General features: G+C 66.6%; 18 protein-coding genes. 16 read left to right on the top strand and 2 right to left on the bottom strand.

Annotated features, from left to right (window positions below):
* Positions 1–30: 30 nt before the first annotated feature.
* Both GWK61_RS01070 and GWK61_RS01065 read left to right on the top strand, forming a co-directional pair.
* Positions 31–426: an effector-associated constant component EACC1 gene (locus GWK61_RS01070; RefSeq protein WP_194903891.1), complete on the top strand. Its 396-nt coding sequence runs from the start codon at positions 31–33 to the stop codon at positions 424–426.
* Positions 413–2,557 carry a PP2C family protein-serine/threonine phosphatase gene (locus GWK61_RS01065; RefSeq protein WP_194903889.1) on the top strand — a complete coding sequence of 715 codons (2,145 nt, stop codon included), beginning with the start codon at positions 413–415 and terminating at the stop codon, positions 2,555–2,557. The genes GWK61_RS01070 and GWK61_RS01065 overlap by 14 nt, the downstream gene beginning before the upstream one ends.
* A 49-nt stretch (positions 2,558–2,606) precedes the next feature.
* On the opposite strand, the gene GWK61_RS01060 is transcribed toward GWK61_RS01065, so the two are convergent.
* Positions 2,607–3,218 carry a TetR/AcrR family transcriptional regulator gene (locus GWK61_RS01060; protein ID WP_194903991.1) on the bottom strand — a complete coding sequence of 204 codons (612 nt, stop codon included), beginning with the start codon at positions 3,216–3,218 and terminating at the stop codon, positions 2,607–2,609.
* A gap of 83 nt (positions 3,219–3,301) precedes the next feature.
* Here GWK61_RS01060 and GWK61_RS01055 point away from each other — a divergent pair, with 83 nt between their 5' ends.
* The 4 genes from GWK61_RS01055 (at position 3,302) to GWK61_RS01040 (ending at position 7,235) form a co-directional block, all read left to right on the top strand.
* The gene (locus GWK61_RS01055) at positions 3,302–4,237 is read left to right on the top strand and encodes an alpha/beta hydrolase (protein WP_194903886.1); all 936 of its coding nucleotides are present in this window, start codon (positions 3,302–3,304) and stop codon (positions 4,235–4,237) included.
* A 12-nt stretch (positions 4,238–4,249) separates the two neighbouring features.
* A complete protein-coding gene (locus tag GWK61_RS01050; RefSeq protein WP_194903885.1) occupies positions 4,250–5,095 on the top strand; it encodes a short-chain dehydrogenase/reductase in 846 nt (281 codons plus the stop codon).
* 24 nt (positions 5,096–5,119) lie between these two features.
* A complete protein-coding gene (locus GWK61_RS01045; RefSeq protein WP_194903883.1) occupies positions 5,120–5,983 on the top strand; it encodes an SDR family NAD(P)-dependent oxidoreductase in 864 nt (287 codons plus the stop codon).
* A 115-nt stretch (positions 5,984–6,098) separates the two neighbouring features.
* Complete coding sequence (locus GWK61_RS01040; protein WP_194903881.1) at positions 6,099–7,235, top strand: hypothetical protein; 1,137 nt, start codon at positions 6,099–6,101, stop codon at positions 7,233–7,235.
* Here GWK61_RS01040 and GWK61_RS55835 read toward each other — a convergent pair.
* A complete protein-coding gene (locus tag GWK61_RS55835) occupies positions 7,229–8,224 on the bottom strand; it encodes a TetR/AcrR family transcriptional regulator (protein ID WP_228561524.1) in 996 nt (331 codons plus the stop codon). The genes GWK61_RS01040 and GWK61_RS55835 overlap by 7 nt on opposite strands.
* A 134-nt stretch (positions 8,225–8,358) precedes the next feature.
* Between GWK61_RS55835 and GWK61_RS01030 the strand changes: the two genes are divergently transcribed.
* The 10 genes from GWK61_RS01030 to GWK61_RS00985 all read left to right on the top strand — a co-directional run bounded on the left by GWK61_RS01030 (position 8,359) and on the right by GWK61_RS00985 (position 19,087).
* Positions 8,359–9,621 (top strand): aromatic ring-hydroxylating oxygenase subunit alpha, encoded by a 1,263-nt coding sequence (locus GWK61_RS01030; RefSeq protein ID WP_194903880.1) that lies wholly within the window; start codon positions 8,359–8,361, stop codon positions 9,619–9,621.
* Positions 9,622–10,371, top strand: a complete 750-nt coding sequence (locus GWK61_RS01025; RefSeq protein ID WP_194903878.1) for an SDR family NAD(P)-dependent oxidoreductase — start codon at positions 9,622–9,624, stop codon at positions 10,369–10,371.
* 35 nt (positions 10,372–10,406) lie between these two features.
* Positions 10,407–11,648, top strand: coding sequence for an amidohydrolase family protein (locus GWK61_RS01020; RefSeq protein WP_194903876.1), 1,242 nt, complete (start codon positions 10,407–10,409; stop codon positions 11,646–11,648).
* The gene (locus GWK61_RS01015) at positions 11,645–12,178 is read left to right on the top strand and encodes a nuclear transport factor 2 family protein (RefSeq protein ID WP_194903874.1); all 534 of its coding nucleotides are present in this window, start codon (positions 11,645–11,647) and stop codon (positions 12,176–12,178) included. The genes GWK61_RS01020 and GWK61_RS01015 overlap by 4 nt, the downstream gene beginning before the upstream one ends.
* 61 nt (positions 12,179–12,239) lie before the next feature.
* On the top strand, positions 12,240–13,526 hold the full coding sequence (locus GWK61_RS59200) for a cytochrome P450 (RefSeq protein ID WP_194903869.1): 1,287 nt from the start codon (positions 12,240–12,242) through the stop codon (positions 13,524–13,526).
* On the top strand, positions 13,526–13,714 hold the full coding sequence (locus GWK61_RS01005; RefSeq protein ID WP_194903866.1) for a ferredoxin: 189 nt from the start codon (positions 13,526–13,528) through the stop codon (positions 13,712–13,714). Before GWK61_RS59200 ends, GWK61_RS01005 begins: the two co-directional genes overlap by 1 nt.
* Before the next feature lie 8 nt (positions 13,715–13,722).
* On the top strand, positions 13,723–14,691 hold the full coding sequence (locus GWK61_RS01000; protein WP_194903864.1) for an LLM class flavin-dependent oxidoreductase: 969 nt from the start codon (positions 13,723–13,725) through the stop codon (positions 14,689–14,691).
* A gap of 159 nt (positions 14,692–14,850) precedes the next feature.
* Positions 14,851–17,109 (top strand): MMPL family transporter, encoded by a 2,259-nt coding sequence (locus GWK61_RS00995; protein ID WP_194903862.1) that lies wholly within the window; start codon positions 14,851–14,853, stop codon positions 17,107–17,109.
* Positions 17,110–17,213: 104 nt separating this feature from the next.
* A complete protein-coding gene (locus GWK61_RS00990) occupies positions 17,214–18,407 on the top strand; it encodes a sensor histidine kinase (protein ID WP_194903859.1) in 1,194 nt (397 codons plus the stop codon).
* On the top strand, positions 18,404–19,087 hold the full coding sequence (locus GWK61_RS00985) for a response regulator transcription factor (protein WP_323747356.1): 684 nt from the start codon (positions 18,404–18,406) through the stop codon (positions 19,085–19,087). The genes GWK61_RS00990 and GWK61_RS00985 overlap by 4 nt, the downstream gene beginning before the upstream one ends.
* Positions 19,088–19,155 lie beyond the last annotated feature (68 nt).

Genomic DNA, 19,155 nt, shown 5'->3' with positions numbered 1-19,155 from the left:
TTGCCAGTGCTCTGAGATATCTTTGCTCTGGTGGACGCAGACGTGATGCAGATTGAGCTTCAGGCGGCGAACGATATCGACGCAACCGGACAGCTCTACGACTGGCTCAGGCGCGAGGACCGTCTTCGTGGCCGCATTCACATGGCGTACGCAGACCTCCCTGCGGACGCCATGGGCGGAATCGCCGACACTATCGCGGTCGCAGTCGGTACTGGAGGCATGGGCACGGTGGCCGCCAGTGCGATTGTGGCGTGGCTGAGCCAACGTAACAGTGACTTGACGGTTTCGGTCACTCGCCGCCCAGATGGCGTCACATTGAAGGTTGAGGCACGACAGGCCAAGGACCCCGAGGCGCTACTCCGAGCCCTGGCGGGGTTCCTTGACGGCGAAGCCGCAGGACCGGAGGACGGTAATGCGGCTTCCTGATTCAACCCGCTCGCGGGTAATCTTGATCGGCACAAGCACACACACAACCGATTCCGAACTGACAAATCTCCCCGCTGTTGCCAACAATCTCACAGATCTGGCTTCAGCACTCAGCGATGACAGCTGCGGCTGGCTCACCGCGCAAGCTCAGAACATCATCCTCGACCCGCATAGCTCTCACGACCTCGGCGTTCGCATCACTCAAATCGCCAAGGAAGCAGAAGACCTCTTATTGATCTACTACGCGGGGCACGGCCTGGTGGATCAACGCGGAAACCTGCATCTCGCTCTGTCGGGAACTCAACGCGACTATCTGCGATACACGGCGCTCCCGTTCGAGGGGTTGCGGGAAGCCGTCTCGGACAGTCCGGCCAAAAACCGGGTAGTCGTATTGGATTGCTGCTACTCCGGTCGGGCCATCGACACGATGAGCGACCCTGAGGCGGCCGTGTACGAGCAGCTCGATATTGCCGGGACCTACACGCTTACCTCCACAACGGCGACCGCAATGGCTCTAGCCCCGCTAGGAGAGCGGTATACAACGTTCACCGGCGAGCTCATCAAGCTGCTACAGAATGGAAGCCTCGACGCGCCGGATCCGCTCACGCTTGACCACATCTACCGTCTGCTGCACCGTGCCATGATCCGGTCGGGGCAGCCCCGACCGCAGCAGCGTGGCACCGACACGACCCCTCACCTCGCCCTTGCTCGCAACCGGGCCGTTTACCTCCCTTCGCCCGCGGCCGGCGGGCTCGGCGGGCGACATGGATACTCCGGTGCGCTTGCCGGTATCAACTTGGTCGACCTACTGACACGCGATCAGCTTCTGCTCGTCTTTGAGGCGCGCAGGCGCTTCGGCGGGTCGCTTGACCTTGAGGGCGCGGCTCGCGAGTTGGTCGAATTGACGGTGCCCGAGCTTGCGGGCGTCGCGACGGTCGAACTACTCACATCGGTGCTGCAAGGGGCCGAGCCGTCCCCGTTGTTCACTGGCGTGTCAGCGCGGTCGAAGCTTGTCGCATCCGCAGATGCAGCCGTACCGGGTCTGGCGCCTACGCCGAATTCCGTGAGGGAGGTTTCCGAGGCGGTTTCGACAAGTAGTTACGCACAAGGCCTGCGCAGCGGGCGATCGATCCTGATCAGCCATCTCAGCGAGGGTGACGTAAGCAGCATCTTCACCTCGTCTGATCGTGTTCAGCGCGCTCTTGAGGCCGGTGTCCACTCCTACTTGATGGTGCCTCTGGTCTCACGCGGTAAAGTGTTCGGGGGCGTCGAGTTCTTTCGCTCGGGTAGCGACAAGCCGTTCGGTCAGCCAGACGTCATCCTGGCCGAGGAGATCGCGGCCCTGGCTGCGGGCTGCATGGAAAGCGTCCATCACTCCTATCTGATGCGTGCCGTCTCGCTGGAACTCCAGCAGCGTCTGCTTCCCAGTTGGGTGCGCGTCCCCTCCGGACTGAACATTGCCCACCGGTACGTCCCAGCCAGCGAGTCAAACGGGGGAGTGGGAGGAGACTGGTTCGATGTAGTCGCGTTGGCCGAGGAACGCGCCGCTCTTATCGTTGGCGACGTGACAGGGCGCGGTATGGCGGCCTCGGCGATGATGGGCCAGATACGCGCTGTCGCGCGCGCTCTTCTGGACCTTGGGTTGGAGCCGCAGCAGGTTCTCACTCAACTGGACAGGGCCGTCGCAGATATAGACGGGGGCCGTGGCGACATGTTTGTCACCTGCGTATGCGCCATCTATGACCCTGTCGACAGCCGTTGTATCGCATCCAGCGCCGGGCACCCGTTTCCGGTGTTGGCAACCGCTGACGGGACCGTCGGCGTGGTTCAACTGCCAATAGGGCTGCCGTTGGGAGTCGGGGGACACGAGTTCGTAAGTGAGACCTTCGATGTGCCGGAGAATGGCATCCTCTTGCTCTACACCGACGGACTGGTGGAGACCTACGGGCGCTCCTTCGACGAAGGTGTCGATCTCCTCATCCGCTCCTTGAGCCGTCGAGGGGAGCAGCTGGAGGATACTTGCGATCTTGTGATGCACGCACTCATCACAGACGGAAGGCCTGACGATGCCGTGATCTTGATGGCACAGTCACTGGCCACGGCTACTGAGGCTGGCAAAACGCACATGTAGCCCCGATCGTCGGCGGCGGCCTGTGCTCGCTGCCGGCGCCTGCGCCGGCTTAGGGCTCTGCCCTGCGCCGGAGCCCGTCAGTGATCGTCCCGACGTAGGTCGCGAGAAGGCCGTCCAGCCCGTCGGCGTCGGTCTGTAGCCGGTCGGCGCGCCAGGCCAGGGCCAGAAGCCCGTTCATCGTCGCCCACAATACGGTGGAGATCTGCTCCGGCTCGAGGTCGGTGCGCGTCGTTCCTTCGGCGACGGCGTCGCGCAGTACGTCCGCCAGCTTGGCGTTCTGTTCCTCGATCAGTGCGGCGATGCGGTCGAGGGTTTCCGGGTCGTTCGGCGGATCGACCAGGATGCGGAACTCGTGAGGACGTTCACGGGCGAAACGGACGTAGGCGTTCGCGGCGAGGAGCAGGCGTTCCTCGGAGGTGCCCTCGGCCTCGTAGGCGGCGTCCATGTAGGCCCGGTTCTCCTCCATGGCCAACTCGGCCACCGAGGTGAGCAGCGCGGACCGGCCCCCGACCCTGTTGTAGATGGTCTGCACGGCCACGTCGGCACGTTCGGCCACCGCCTCGAGCGTCAACGCGGCTGGTCCCTCGCTCACGATGATCTCGCGAGCCGCGTCGACCACGGCCTTGCGGGTTGCCGCCGCTCTCCGCTGGGTCCTGGTCACCGTCTGATCCGCCATGCGACCAGTGTAGGCGCCAAAGTTGGAATGAGTTCCAATGTTGGAAGGCATTCCATATACTTGATCTCGTGACGAGAACCGATGTGGCCTTCCGGTCCGGCGACGGCACCTGTGGTGCCTGGCTGTACGAGCCCGACGGCGGCGCATCGAGGCCGGTCATCGTGATGGCCCACGGCCTGGGCGCGGTCAAGGAGATGCGCCTGGACGCCTATGCCGAGAGGTTCGTGCGCGAGGGATACGCCTGCCTGGTCTTCGACTATCGCCACTTCGGCGCCAGCAGCGGGGAGCCGCGACAACTGCTGGACGTCGACCGGCAGCTCGTCGACTGGGCGTCGGCGGTCGCGTACGCGCGCTCGTTGGACGGCGTCGATCCGCAGCGAGTCGTGCTGTGGGGAACCTCCTTCGGCGGCGGGCACGTCATCCTCACCTCTGCCCGCGACCCGCAGATCGCGGCCGCGATCGCGCAGTGCCCCTTCACCGACGGGATCGCATCGTCCCTCGCGATCCCGCCGTGGACGTCGCCGCGAGTCACCGCGGTCGCGCTCGCTGACGCGATGACCGCGGCCTTCGGCCGCCGCGACCCGATCACGCTGCCCACAGCGGGCAAGCCGGGGTCGGTCGCGCTCATGTCCTCGTCCGATGCGTTGGACGGCTTTCTCGGTCTGGTGCCGCCGGGGCTGAAGTTCCGTAACCGTGTCGCGGCCCGCGTGGCCTTGCGCATCGTCCGGCACAGGCCTGGCCGCGCCGCTGGTGATGTCCAGTGCCCCATCCTGTTCGCCCTCTGCGAGACCGACACGGTGGCGCCGGCGCGTGCCTCGAAGCGTCACGCCCGCAAGGCACCCCAGGGGGAGATCCGCTTGTACCCCGCGGGCCACTTCGAAATCTATGTCGGAGAGGACTTCGAGCGGGCGGTGGCGGACCAGATCGCCTTTCTCGCTCGGCACGTCCCCGTCGCTGCTCGACCGATATCTGAGATGCCTGATCCGACCAGGCATCGGCACTAGGAGGAGAGCCTCATGAAGCGTCACCTCGCGTTGGCGCTGACCGGTCGCACGGTGCTCGTTACCGGAGCCGGCAGCGGCATCGGCGCCGCGACATCCCGCGCGCTTGTCGCCAGGGGAGCCAACGTGGTCCTCGTCGATCTCCGTCAGGAACCCTTGGACGAGCTTGCCGCCGTGCTCGGGCCCCAGAGCCTTCCCGTCGCCGCGGACGTGACCGACCGGGCCGCCGTGGGCGTCGCGGTCGCCGCCGCCGTGGCGCGTTTCGGCTCGCTCGACGTGTGCTTCGCCAACGCGGGTATCGCTGCCTCCAGCCCCACCACCGTTCGCAGCAGTTCTGAGAAGGAGTTCGAGCGCATCATCGAAGTCGATGTCCTCGGTGTCTGGCGCACGGTTCGCTCATGCCTGCCCGAGGTCACCAAGGCCAACGGCCACATCCTGGTGACCAGCTCCGTCTACGCCTTCTTCAACGGCACAGCCAACGCGCCCTATGCGATGTCGAAGGCCGCCGTCGAAAGCTTCGGTCGCTCGCTTCGAGGAGAGTTGGCGGGGACCGGGACCACTGCGGGCGTTCTGTATCCCGGCTGGGTGAACACGCCCATTATCAAGGCCTCCCACGAGGACCACCCCGCGGCCCAGGAGCTGATCCGCCTGGCCTATCCCCGTCCGTACCGCTCGCCGATCGCCCCCGAGCGCGTCGCCGCAGCGGTCGTCCGGGGCATCGAGGGCCGCAGCGCCCGCATCATCTGTCCCCGTCGCTGGGCCCCGGTGTCCGCTTCTCGCGGCGTCGTCAACATCCTCAGCGACGCCCTCATCGACAGGCACCGCCGCATGCAGGCGCTCATCCGCCAGCTCGAGGGGTAGGTCCCGACCATCGAAGGAAGAACCATGTCGCGCTATGACCTCGCCGGACGCACGGTCGCCATCACCGGCTCCACCGGAGGCCTCGGCACCGCTATCGCCGAGGCGCTACGCGTCCGCGGCGCCAACCTCGCGCTGCTCGACATCGACGAGGATGCCGTGCGTCGGCAGGCGGATGCGTTGGGAGGCGAGACCGTAGCGCGGGGCTGGGCTGCCGATGTCCGCGACTTCGACGGCCTTCAGAGCACGATGGCCGAGGCCGCCGAGCACTTCGGACGCCTCGACGTCGTCGTGGCCAATGCCGGCATCGACACGATGGCGCCGCTCGCCACGCTCGACCCTGCCGCCTTTGAGCGCGTCATCGACATCAACCTCACCGGCGTGTGGCGTACCTTCCGCGCGGGGCTGCCGTTCGTGCAGCAGCGTGGCGGCTACCTTCTGGCGATCTCGTCCATGGCGGCCTTCGTCCACTCCCCGCTCCAGGGTCCCTACACCGCCAGCAAGGCCGGTGTCTGGGCCCTGTGCGACTCGACCAGGCTTGAGGTGCGCCATCTCGGCGTCGGCGTCGGAAGTGCTCATCCGACCTTCTTCCGCACTCCGTTGATGGATCAGGTCGTGGCCGATCCCGCCGGCAGGACCCTCTGGGGAGGCAACGAGAAGGGCTTGTGGAAGATGATCCCGCGCGACCAGGTCGTCAAGGACATCGTCACAGGCATCGAGCGCCGAGCCGCCGTCATCGTCAGCCCTCGGAGGAACACCCTGGTGGCCCGCGCACCCGGCATCTTCCGTCCGTTGATTGACCGCATCGGCTTCCGCGGGACCACCGTCCCGGACGCCATCGACCTCGCATCGAGCACTGGCTGGCGTAAGCCGCCTTCGACCCTTGCCTAGAATCGAACATATGGTCTTATTTCGCCGATCGCGTTAGAATGCCAAGAGAAGGAAAGAGCATATTTCCGCGAGAACCGGTTTTCCGGCCTTGCCGGGTCGGAGCGAGGAGTTCCGCATGCCCGACCGCTCGCCCGATGAACTTTTCCCTGCTGAGTACATCAAGGGGTCGGCGCGCCAGGCCGATGGTCAGTCAAAGGCGGCCGGCCGCCAGATGACGGACGAAGAGTGCCGTGTGGCACTACGGGACACCGAGGGTCTTCTTCATCGTTCCTACTCCGAGTACTCGCAAGTGATCGTCGCGTACCGGGAGGGCGGTCCGATCTTGGTGGCCGAGACCCAAAAGCGGCTGCAGGATTACCGGTTGCCGAAACGCGACCACGAGAGAGAGCTCCTCGAAAAGGCGGAGCAAGTTGAGGCTGAAGTCGATCGCTGGCTACCGCATACCGTCCAGTTCACCCCCTTGCTGGCTGTCGTCTCGGTCGGTATGGACTCCGCGTTGACGGAATTGATGGCCGTAGCCTTAAGGAAAATACGAGAGCTCCCTAGCCTCGGCAGCGCCCTGGAAACCGTGGAATCTACCTTCGAGCTGCTTGGCCGGACTCTTAAGGCTCTCGAAAGTGCGGCGACCGAAGGCGACGCGAAGGCGTTGGAAGCGCTCCCGACGGACATTGAATTGAGCGAAGCGAGCGCCAAGTTCAAAGAGATCGACGACGACCTGGGTCACGCGAAAGACGCTCTCAACGTCATGGCGGCTTATGCGGTAGTTGCCGGTGTCCAGGTTGCGGCAACTTTTCAGGCGATTGCTCGGTATATCGAGTCGAGAAACGCCTATCTGATAACCTTCTTAGAGGCAACTGATCGCTCTGGAGAGCCTGAGGGTGCGACGAGTTCCGTTGTTGTCCGGGGCGGCGTCATTCAAGGCGCTTATGACGCTATCGCAACCGCTGTGGGGCAGTACGCACCTATCATACTTCCCAAGATATTTACGCAATTCCCGCTCATTGGCGGCGGCTTTGCGATATTCGACGTCGCGCGGACGATGAATGAGAAACGCAAGCTGGTAGAGGAGCGTAGGCGGCACTTTGAGGAGCTTGCCGAGGCGCACAGGGCGCGCGGCGACACGGACGAAGTGTATTGGCTCAAGGACCGCCTGAAAGACGACCGGGGTGCCGTCGACGAGCTGGTGAAATCTACGCTTGATATGTGTAGCGGCCTTACGGGCTTGGCTCTGGCCGCGCAGGCGGCCTACTGAGCCGGTGCGCGGCCGCCGCCGACGGCTTCGTGCTTTATCTCGTGGATCTGTGCCAGGCTGATCCCGATCGTTCCGTTGATCGCCTTGGGGCTCTCACCGTGTTCGAGCAGCCGCCGCACGGCAGATCGTGCTCGATGCTCAGAGCCGGCCGCGTCGGCTGCTGCTCGGGTCTCGACCTCGTCGCCGTGCTCCTGCGCGTCGAAGTAGTCCGCGAGGATTTCGCGTAGGGTTTCTTCCCGGCGGCGGAACTCTTCGGCGCGGTGCGCCAATGCGGCGTCCGCTTTGCGTAGGGCGGCTGAGTCGCGGCTGTCTTCGGCGGCCGGCGGAGTATCCGGTCTCCCGCTGGTCCGGACCACCACGCCGTTCAAGAACAGCTCGACGGCATGTCGCAGGTGCGCTTCCTCGGCTTCGGGCGTGCGGTAGATGCCGTACGCCGCGAGCCATGCGGGCAACGCGCCGACCATGGCGAAGAACTGCTCGGCTGCGAGCTCGACGTCGTCGACGGCCACGGTGCCGTCGCACTCGTGCCGGCGGAGCAGGTCAATGATCATCCGGATCTTCGGTGACCAGGTCACAGCCTGGGAACTCACGGCGAAGTCGGGGAAGCGCGGTGCCTCGGCGATCGCCATCCGGCTCAGCCGGACGATGTCGGGGTCCACGGACCGGGCCAGGATCGCCCGCGCGATCACGGTCAGCGCGTCGGCCAGGTCGTCCGGCAGGGGTTCCGCGACCCGATCGTCGCGCTCCTGGCGGGTCAGCGCCCACGAGCTCACGGCGACGAACAGCGTGTGCTTGTCGGGGTAGCGGGAGTACAGGGTGCTCTTGGTGATTCCCGCGGCCTGCGCGACCGCCTCCATGGTGGTGCGGTCGTAGCCATATTCCAGGAACGTGTCGACGGCGGCCCGCCGCAGCCTCTCGGTCAGCCGGGCCGCCTCCTCCGGAGTCGGTCGTCCAGCCCGGGTGCGTGCGGCCCCAGTCGTGGCTTCCATGCGGCAACTGTACGTTTCCGTCTGCCACGCATCAACGTCAGTGCTGGTGGGACGACTTCATTGACCTTAACCAGACGGCCTCGTATGGTTACAGGCGGCAGTACATTCGGTCTCAGTCGCTCGGAGGCAGATCGATGGCGCACTTCCCCAAGCCCCCCGAGGGCAGCTGGACCGAGCACTTCCCGTCGCTCGGCACCAGTCCCGTCTCGTTCGAGGACTCGATCTCACCCGAGTACTACGAAACGGAACGCAAGGCGGTCTTCGAACGTACCTGGCTGAACGTCGGTCGCGTCGAGCAGATCCCGAAGCGGGGCAGCTACTTCACCAAGGAGATCCACGCGGTCGGGGCATCGGTGATCGTCGTTCGCGACGCCGGGGACCGGATCCGCGCGTTTCACAACGTCTGTCGTCACCGCGGCAACAAGCTTGTGTGGAACGACCTGCCGCACGAGGAGACTCGCGGTACGGCACGGCAGTTCACCTGCAAGTACCACGGCTGGCGCTACGGCCTGGACGGCGCCTGCACGTTCGTCCAGCAGGAATCGGAGTTCTTCGACCTCGACAGGTCGGAGTTCGGGCTCGTGCCGGTGCGCTGCGAGGTGTGGCAGGGGTTCGTCTTCATCAACTTCGACGACACGGCCGCGCCGCTGAACGAATACCTCGGGCAGTTCGCGCAGGGCCTCGAAGGCTATCCCTTCGACCAGATGACGCAGGTCTTCAAGTACCGGGCCGACATCGGGAGCAACTGGAAGCTCTACCTCGACGCCTTCGCCGAGTTCTACCACGCACCGGTCCTGCACGCGAAGCAGTACGTGAGCGACGAGTCCACCAAGCTCTCCAGCTACGGCTACGAATCGCTGCACTACGGGATCGACGGGCCCCATTCGATGCAGTCCGCGTGGGGCGGGATGTCGCCGCCGAAGGACCTGCGCATGGTCAAGCCGATCGAGCGTGTCCTGCGCAGCGGTAACTTCGGCCCGTGGGATCGTCCCGACATCGAGGGCCTGGATCCCCTCCCGGCCGGTCTCAACCCTTCCGGCCACCCGGCGTGGGGCCTGGACTCTTATGTCTTCTTCCCGAACTTCATGATGGTGGTCTGGGCGCCGGGCTGGTACCTCACGTACCACTACTGGCCGACGTCGTACAACACCCACATCTTCGAGGGCACCTGCTACTTCGTGCCGCCCAAGACCGCGAGCGACCGTCTCCGGCAGGAGCTGGCCACGGTGACGTTCAAGGAGTTCGGCCTCCAGGACTGCAACACGCTCGAGGCCACGCAGACCATGCTCGAATCCCGGGCGGTCACGCACTTCCCTCTCAACGACCAAGAGATCCTCATCCGGCACCTGCACAAGACCGCCGGCGAGTACGTCTCCGCGTACAAGGAGCAGAACTAGGTGAACGCGAGAGTCGCCGTGGTGACCGGGGGAGCGTCGGGTATCGGCCTCGCGGTCGCCCAACGCCTGGCTCGCGACGGGGTCCGTGTGGCTGTCACCGACCTGAACGGTGAGGCCGCGCGGGCCGCCGCCGAGAAGATCACGGCTGAAGGCGGCACGGCTGCCGGCATCGAACTCGACGTCGGCGACCGGGCTGCCGTTGAACGCGGCTTCGACGAGGTGCGGCGACAGCTCGGCCCGGTGGCGATCCTGGTGAACTCCGCCGGCAAAGAGGGATACCGGCGGTTCCTCAACATCAGCGTCGAGGCGTGGGAACAACTGCTGAGGATCAACCTGACCGGCACGTTCCACTGCTGCCAGGTCGCTGTGCCGGACATGATCGAGGCGCGCTGGGGCCGGATCGTGAACATCTCCTCCTCGTCCGCTCTCGGTGGCCAGCCGTTCATGACCCACTACGTGGCCTCCAAGGCCGGCGTCATCGGCTTGACCAAGGCCCTCGCGTTGGAACTCGGGCCGGAGGGCATCACCGTGAACACCATCCCGCCCGGCTTCATCGACACCCCGATGCTGCGGCGCAGCGAAGAACGCGGGCTGCTCGGCGACAGCGTCGACCACCACGCCTCACAGACGCCGGTGCGTCGCCCGGGCCGTCCCGAGGACATCGCCGCCACCGCCGCGTTCCTCGTCAGCGACGAAGCGGGCTACATCACCGGCCAGGTCATCGCCGTCAGCGGTGGCCGCAACACCTGACCCCTCCGGCAGAGCCGAAAGCAGGGAGCTAAGCCATGACTGAAGAACTCCTCGTCTCTGTGGACGGGCACATCGTCGAGCCTTCCGATCTCTTCCGCACCCGCCTGCCGAAGCAGCTCAGAGATCGCGCGGTGTGGGAGGAGGACTTGACGATCGAGCCCCTCGGAGACGATGGGCGGACGCACTTCCGCAAGCTCCACACCCCGGGATTCGAAGGCTGGACGAACTCCGCCTACCCGCACTTCGACGGCTCGCCGAACACGGGTCATCCCGACCGGATCATCGAGGACCTGGACGCCGAGGGTGTCTGGGCTCAGGTGATGCACCCGAACCTGTCCTTCTTCGGGCTGTACTCGGACGACCATGAGCTGTCGATCGCGCACGCCCGCGTGTACAACGACTACGTCGCCGAGACCTTCGGCGCCTACCGCGCCAGGATCGCCCCCACCGCGCCGATTCCAATGACCCATGTCGACGATGCGGTGGCGGAGATCGAGCGTGCCGCGGGACTGGGGTTGCGGGCGATACTTCTGCCTGCTGTTTCCCCGGTGCCGTACCACAACCGGGAGCTCGACCGGGTATGGGAAGCGGCCCGGGCCAACGGAATGGTCGTGGTTTTCCATGTCGCGACCGGCGGTGTGAAGGTGGACAAGAAGGCGTCTCCCACGCTCCGAGGTCTCATCGAAACCGTCAAGACGCAGAGCCGGGAGCTGGACGACGAAGCCATCGTCAATCGAATGGTCTTCGCCGCGACGTATCAATCGCTGGCTCCCCAGCAGATCATCGCCTCGCTCGTGGGCGGCGGCGTCACCGAGCGGTTCCCGGACCTGCACTTCGTGCTGGTCGAGTTCAACGCCAACTGGCTCGTCTCGCTCATGGCCGCGCTGGACAAGGCCTGGACGCTGGGGGTCGGCCAGGACCGCGACTTCTGGGTCGGCACCTGGGACGACGCCCGCGCGGACAACGACCAGCCGGGGATGGCGCAGGTGTTCCGGCTGAACGAACGGTGGCCGTATCCCCTGAAGCCGAGCGAGTACATCAAGCGCCAGATCCACGTCTCGTTCCAAGAGGATCCCGTGGCCGTCGCCTGCCGACACATCACCGGTCTGTCCACCCTCGTGTGGGGCGTTGATTATCCCCACCCGGAGGGGACCTTCAGACGTACCCGAGAGGCCATCGCCAACCAGTTCCAGGGTGTCGACGCCGACGACCGCGCGGCGATCCTCGGTGGCACCACCGCCCGGCTCTTCGGGCTCGAGACGCCGGCCGTCGTATGAGCGCCGTGGGCGAGAGCCTCAGCGAGGATCACCCGGCGCTGCGACGGCTGCTTGACAAGGACGCGCTCGTCGACCTCGTCCATCGGTATTCGTACTGCGTCGACCACCAGCTCTCCGACGAGCTTTCGGCGCTCTTCACAGACGACTGTGTCATCGACTACGGTGCCGGCTTCGCCCCCGTCGTCCGTGGTCGAAGCGCCTTCCGGGCGATGCTCGCCAAGAACGATGAGCGCCCGGGCTACCTCGCCACCAGCCATCACAACGCCAACGTCCTGGTCGTGTTCGACACTGACGACCAAGCGACCGTGCGGACATCGGTGTACGCCTGGCATCGCACGACGGCCGGGGCGACTCCGCAGGTCTGGGGCCACTACCACGACGTTGCCGTGCGGACGCCGGAGGGGTGGAAGCTTCGCGAACGGAGACTGCACCTCCTCGGAGTCGACATCGAAGGCTGGGACGGCGATTACCATCGCGCCGCGCACACGTGCCCCGCGATAGCTGCACCCGGGGTCCCGACCGGCTGGTGACCCTGTCTGTTTTCCTGACCCGATCCGACCAGAGCTGAGCGCAAAGGACGTTTGGAAGACCGTGAACGATATCAAGACACTGAATTTCTTCCTGGACGACGATCTCGTCGCGGATCCGTATCCGTACTACGAGGCGATGCGCGGGCAGTGCCCTGTCTCCCGGGAGCCACACCACGGCGTGATGCTGGTGACCGGCTACGAGGAGGCGACGCAGGTCCTGCAGGACTCTGAGCGGTTCTCGTCGTGCATCTCGGTGACCGGTCCCTTCCCGGGCTTCCCGGTCCCGCTGGAAGGAGACGACGTCTCCGCCCTGATCGAGCAGCACCGCGACGAGCTGCCGATGAGCGACCAGCTCCCGACGTTCGACCCGCCGACCCACACGGACCACCGCGCGTTGCTGATGCGGCTCATCACGCCGAAGCGGCTCAAGGAGAACGAGGAGGCGATCTGGCGCCTCGCCGACCGTCTCCTGGACGAATTCCTCACCGGCGGACAGGGCGAGTTCATCAACGGCTTCGCCAGCCCATTCGCGCTCCTCGTTATCGCTGACCTGCTCGGCGTGCCCGAAGAGGATCAGCAGGGGTTCATCGAGGGCCTCCGGCACCGGCCGCGCTCCGAGGCGAGCGTCGGTGCCATGGGTGAGGCGATGGCGCACTCCCCGATGGAGTTCCTCTACGCGAGGTTCACCGCGTACATCGAGGACCGCCGCCGCGAACCCCGCGACGACGTGCTTTCGGCCCTGGCCGCCGCGAGGTTCCCCGACGGTTCGGTCCCCGAAGTCATCGACGTCGTCCGGATCGCGGCCAACCTGTTCTCCGCGGGCCAGGAGACGACCGTCAGGCTCCTCAGCACCGCGCTGAAGGTGATCGCTGAACGCCCCGACCTCCAGGAACTCCTGCGCAAGGAACGTCACCGCATCCCGAACCTCGTCGAGGAGTCGCTTCGGATCGAGAGCCCGATCAAGGGCGACTTCCGTCTGACCCGGGTACCGACCACCGTCGGCGGAGTCGACCTGCCGGCCGGCACCATGCTGATGGTGATGAACGGCGCCGCCAACCGGGATCCGCGCCGCTTCGACGATCCCGCGGTGTTCGACATCGAGCGCTCGAACGTCAGGCAGCACATCGCGTTCGGCCGCGGCGTCCACACGTGCCCGGGTGCGCCGCTGGCGCGGACCGAGGCCCGGGCCAGCATCGAACGACTCCTCGACCGGACGGCCGACATCAGGATCTCCGAGAGCGCGCACGGTCCCGAAGGCGCTCGCCGCTACAGCTACCTCCCGACCTACATCCTGCGCGGCCTGAGCGAACTGCACCTCGAGTTCACGCTCGCCGAGGAGGAAGGCTGATGAAGGTCGTCGTCGACGAGGACCGCTGCCGGGGTCATGCTGTCTGCTGTTCGCTGTTCCCCGAACTCTTCACGCTGACCGATGACGGCTACGCGTCGGCGGTGGAGCCCGAGGTCGCGGCAGAACACGAGGAGGACGTCCGCAACGCCGTCGCGCAGTGCCCTGAGCGCGCCATCTCGGTGAGCTGAAGCGCCCTGTGCCTGAGCTCGAACTGTCCTGCGGCCTCCCGCCCGGCCCGGATTTCGCCGATCTGACCGTCCTGGCCGAGGAACTCGGCTATGCGAGGGTCTGGATCTACGACTCGGCGCCGTTGTGGGAGGACCCGTTCGTCCACCTGGCGCTCGCCGCGCAGTGCACGTCGCGCATAGGTTTGGCGACCGCTGTCCTCATCCCCGACCAGCGTTCTGTGATGACCATGGTGTCCGGGATTGCCACCATCGCCCGGCTGTCCGGCGGACGGTTCCGGGCCTGCTTCGGCACCGGATTCACCGCGCGCCTGGCTGTTGGGCAGCGCCCCATGACGTTGGCGGCACTCGCTGAATATGTCACGGCTGTGCGGCGGTTGCTGGCCGGGGGCATCGCTGTGGTGGACGGCGCTCCGACCAGGATGATGCACGCGGACGGCCTGGCCGCGTCCCGGCCGATCGAGGTCCCGCTGTGGGTCAGCGTGTTCGGCCCGAAGGGCGCGGCGCTGGTCGGCGAGGTCGCCGACGGGGTCATCGGGCCTGCGCACCCCACGCTCCCGGCAGCCATGATCATGTCCGGTACCGTGCTCGGACCGGGTGAAGATCCGGCCTCCGACCGCGTCGCTGAGGCGATCGGACCGTGGCGGGTCGTCGACTGGCACAACGCCTACGCCAAAGGCGGCGCCGAGGCGGTCGACGGCCTGGCCGGCGGTCAGGCTTGGCGCGCGGAACTGGAAGCGCTCGCCCCGCACGACCGGCGGCACCTGCTGACGTTCGAAGGCCACGTCACCCACCTCCCGATGCGGGACCGCCGGCTGCTGGAGCACGTGGACCGCAAGACCATGGTCGGTGACCGAGCCCGGATCGCCAGGCAGCTGTCGCGTCTGTCCGACGCGGGCTACAGCGAGGTCGTCTACACGCCGACCGGGCCTGATGTGGCCCGTGAGCTGCGGGAATTCGCGTCTGCCTACTACCAGTGAACGCTGTACGCAGCCAGCGCCTGTACGGCATCGGCACGCATGACAGGCCGTTCCTACTGCGATTTCAGTAGTGCGAAGTGTCGGCATCGGCACGACGACGCGAGAGCCGTCGCCGGACACGCTGGTGGGGTAACCGAAATCAGATGCGGAGACCCTGTAATGGCTACATTCCTTGCTCGACTAGGCCGTCTGGCCTTCCGACGGCGCTGGGCCGCCGTCTTCGTGTGGGTACTCGTGCTGGTCGGCGTAGGAGCCGGAGCCGCCCTCGCGCCCAAAGCCGCCGACAGCGGCTTCTCGATGCCCGGTACCGAGTCACAGAAGGCGTTCGACCTGATCCAGGAGCGGTTCCCCGGCGGGAACGCCGAGGGTGCGACCGCGCGGATCGTCTTCGTCGCGCCGAGCGGGCAGAAGATCACCGCGGCCGGGGCCGAGGCGGCCATCGACGCCACGGTGACGGAGGCAGCCGCTGGTCCGCAGGTCGCCAGCGCGGTCAATCCTTTTCAGGCGCATGCTGTCAGCCAGGACGGGTCGACGGCCTATGCGACTGTCAACTACACCGCGAAGGCAGCCGACCTGACGGACGCTGCCAAGGCGTCGTTGCGGACTGCGCTCCAGCACGGCCAGGCCGCGGGCCTGACGGTCGAGGTCGGCGGTGACGCGCTGGCCAAGCAGCCGGCGGCCGGCGGCGCGACCGAGGGACTCGGCATTCTCGTGGCCGCGCTTGTACTGCTGATCACGTTCGGCTCACTGGCCGCGGCCGGGCTGCCCTTGCTGACAGCGATCGTCAGCGTCGGCGTCGGCACCGCTGGAATCCTGGCACTGGGCAGCGTGTTCGGGCTGTCTTCGTCGACCGGCACCCTGGCCACGATGCTGGGACTCGCGGTCGGCATCGACTACGCGGTGTTCATCGTCTCCCGCTACCGCGAGGAGCGTGCGCGGGGGCATGCGCCACAGGAAGCCGCCGGGCTGGCGGTCGGTACTGCGGGGTCGGCCGTCGTGTTCGCCGGGCTCACCGTCGTCATCGGGCTGGCCGGGCTCACCGTGGTCGGCATCCCCGGTCTGACCAAGATGGGGCTCAGCGCCGCCGGCGCCGTGGTGGTGGCCGTGCTCGTCGCATTGACGCTCGTTCCGGCCCTCCTCGGGATGTGGCCGCGTGCCGTGCTCGCCCGCTCGGAGCGCCGTGAGACTCGCAAGGCCCGCAAGCGTCTCCGGAACGGCGGAATCGCCAAGCCCAACGGCGGAACGCGGTGGGCCAGGTTCGTGCTGCGCCGTCCGCTCCCTGTTCTGCTGCTCGCGGTTGTGGGCCTGGGCGTCATCGCCGCTCCCGTGACGAAGATGCACCTGGGTACCGCCGGGGACGAGTCCAAGTCGACCGCGACCAGCGAACGCCGTGCCTACGACGACCTCGCCAAGGGGTTCGGCCCCGGCTTCAACGGCCCGCTGACTGTCGTCGTCGACGCCAAGAACGCCAAGGACCCGAAGGCTGCCGTGGCCGAGACCGTGCAGCGGATCACTGCCACTCCGGGCGTCGTGTCCGTCTCGGCTCCTCGCTTCGACGCCGCCGGCGACGCTGCGATCTTCTCCGCCGTCCCGTCCACGGCACCAGACGACCAGAAGACCGTCGACCTCATCAAGACCATCCGCGCAGAACGCCCTGCGCTCCAGTCCACCACCGGCTCGACCTTCGCGCTCACCGGCTCGACCGCCGTGAACGTCGACAGTGCTGCAAAAGTCCAGGCTGCGTTGATCCCGTACCTCGTGGTCGTGGTCGGCTTGGCCTTCGTGCTGCTGATGATCGTGTTCCGGTCGTTGCTGGTTCCACTCAAGGCGGCGCTTGGGTTCCTGCTGTCGGTGCTGGCGGCGCTCGGCGCGGTTGTCACGGTCTTCCAGCAGGGCCACCTGGCGAGTCTGCTCGGCGTGCACCAGGCCGGCCCGATCATGTTCCTGATGCCGATCTTCATGGTGGGCATCGTGTTCGGGCTCGCGATGGACTACGAGGTCTTCCTCGTGACACGTGTGCGCGAGGCCCACGTTCACGGCGAACGCTTCGATCAGGCGATCGTCTCGGGCTTCCGGCACAGCGCTCGTGTGGTGGCGGCCGCCGCGCTGATCATGACGGCGGTGTTCTCCGGGTTCATCGGCGCCGACGATCCTATGATCAAGATGATCGGGTTCGGTATGGCGATCGCGGTCCTGTTCGACGCGTTCGTCGTCCGGATGGCGATCGTGCCCGCGGCCCTCGCGCTGCTGGGGGAGCGGGCCTGGTGGATGCCGCGCTGGCTGGACCGGTTGCTGCCGAAGGTGGATGTGGAAGGCAAGGCGCTGGAGCGGGTGCCCGCCACCGAGCGGGACGCTGATGAGGCCGACACCTCGCACCAGGATGATCGCGACGTCGACTGGCAGCGACAGCCAGTCTGACAGTGGTACGCCGGAGGTGCCGTGTGCGACAGACACACGCGGCACCTCCGGCCGATTCACCGGACCATCGGTCACGATGGTCATAGCTCCTGATGGGAAGACCGATGACCGCAAGCTGGCAGCGCTATCTCCGCGACCATCCGCGCGCCGTCGACCGGGTGTTGGCGGTGCTGGTGTTCGTCGCGGCCGGCCCGGCGAGCAGATTCGCCGTCCGGCCTGCCGGTTGGTGGCCGGTCTCGCTGTGCGCTGCCATCTCCGGTGCGGCATTGTTGTGGCGCCGAACCCACCCGCGTGAGGCCGTGATCGTGACCGGCGTCTGCGCCGTCATCCTCGCCGCCCTGGGCTACTTGCTCAACATCCTGCTTCTGGCCCCGCTCATGGTGACGCTCTACACCATCGCCGACCGTGCCGACCGGCGTACCGCTCGCCTCTACACCGCCGTCGCGGTCGCGGCAGTGGTGGTCACTGCGGTGATCGCGGCGCCGCCGGGCCGCCAGGTGGTGCTGGAGACGATCGGCCCGATCGCCTGGTTGCTGATCCCGGCCGGCCTCGGTTACGTGGCCAGATTGCGGACGGCCTATCTGGAAGCGATGCAGGCCCGTGCCGAATACGCGGAGCAGACCCGGGAGGACGAGGCCCGGCGCCGGGTCGCCGACGAGCGTGTGCGTATCGCACGCGAGCTGCACGACGTCGTCGCCCACCACCTGGCCTTGGCCAACGCGCAGGCCAGCGGCGTCGCGCACCTTCTGCATTCGCATCCGGACGAGGCCGAGAAGATGGTCAACGAACTCGCCGGGACCACCTCCTCAGCGTTGCGTGAGCTGAAGGCCACGGTCGGCCTGCTCCGCCTCCCCGATGACACCGAGGCGCCCCTGGAACCCGCGCCGGGCCTCGATCGGGTGCCGGAGCTGGTCGAGGCGTTCACAGCGGCCGGCCTCGCGGTCGCCGTCTCCGTCGAGGGCCATGCGCAGCGGCTCTCGCCCGGGGTGGACCTCACCTGCTATCGCGTCGTGCAAGAGTCGCTGACCAACGTCGCCAAGCATGCCAGCGCTGGGAACGCAGAGGTTCGACTCGTCTACACGCGTGATCGTCTGCGTATCACGGTCACCGACGACGGTGGCGGCGCATCCGCCATCCACCGGTCGTCCAACACCGGCTTCGGACTCATCGGCATGCGAGAACGCGTTCAGTCCGTCGGAGGGACCCTCCGTACCGGACCGAGGCCTACTGGTGGGTTCGAAGTGGTAGCCGAACTCCCGCTGTATCCCGTCGCTTCTGAAGAAGGAACGCTTCCGTGACCCCCGAGCCGCCCCCGAAGATCCGTGTCCTGCTCGCCGATGATCAGGCTCTGCTGCGGGCGACGTTCCGGATCCTTGTCGACTCCTGTCCCGACATGGAAGTGGTCGGCGAGGCCGCCGACGGTACCGAGGCGGTCGCCTCGACCCGGGCCCACCGTCCCGACGTCGTGGTGATGGACATCCGGATGCCCGGAACCGACGGCCTGACCGCCACCGCCGAGATCTGCGCGGATCCGGAGCTGGTGGACACCCGCGTTCTGATCCTCACCACCTTCGAGATCGACGAATACGTCGCGCGGGCTCTGCGCGCCGGGGCCAGCGGGTTCCTCGGTAAGGACGTCGGTGCCGACGTGATGCTGGACGGCATCCACACCGTGGCCTCTGGAGAAACCCTGCTCTCGCCGCAAGCGACCCGGATGTTGATCGGCCGATTCCTCGCCGCGCCTGATCCCGACGACCGGCTCGGCTCTCCGGAGGCACTGGCTGAGCTGACGGCGCGCGAGCGGGAGTCTATGGCGTTCGCCGCCGAAGGGCTGTCCAACGTCGAGATCGCTGAACGAATGTTCGTCAGTCCGCTGACCGCACGTACCCACATCCAGCGTGCGATGACGAAGTTGCAGGCTCGCGACCGCGCGCAGCTGGTTGTCATGGCCTACCAGTCGGGGCTCGTCAAACCGTAACCGCGACCGTTCTGCGGCATGAACTCTCCCCGTCGCTGCCGGATTCTCGACCTCGTCACCATACCGTA

The organism is Catenulispora rubra (genome assembly GCF_015356825.1).
Taxonomy (GTDB): domain Bacteria; phylum Actinomycetota; class Actinomycetes; order Streptomycetales; family Catenulisporaceae; genus Catenulispora; species Catenulispora rubra.
Note: the sequence above shows the minus strand (reverse complement) of the source record. Positions and strands in the feature narration are given on the sequence as shown.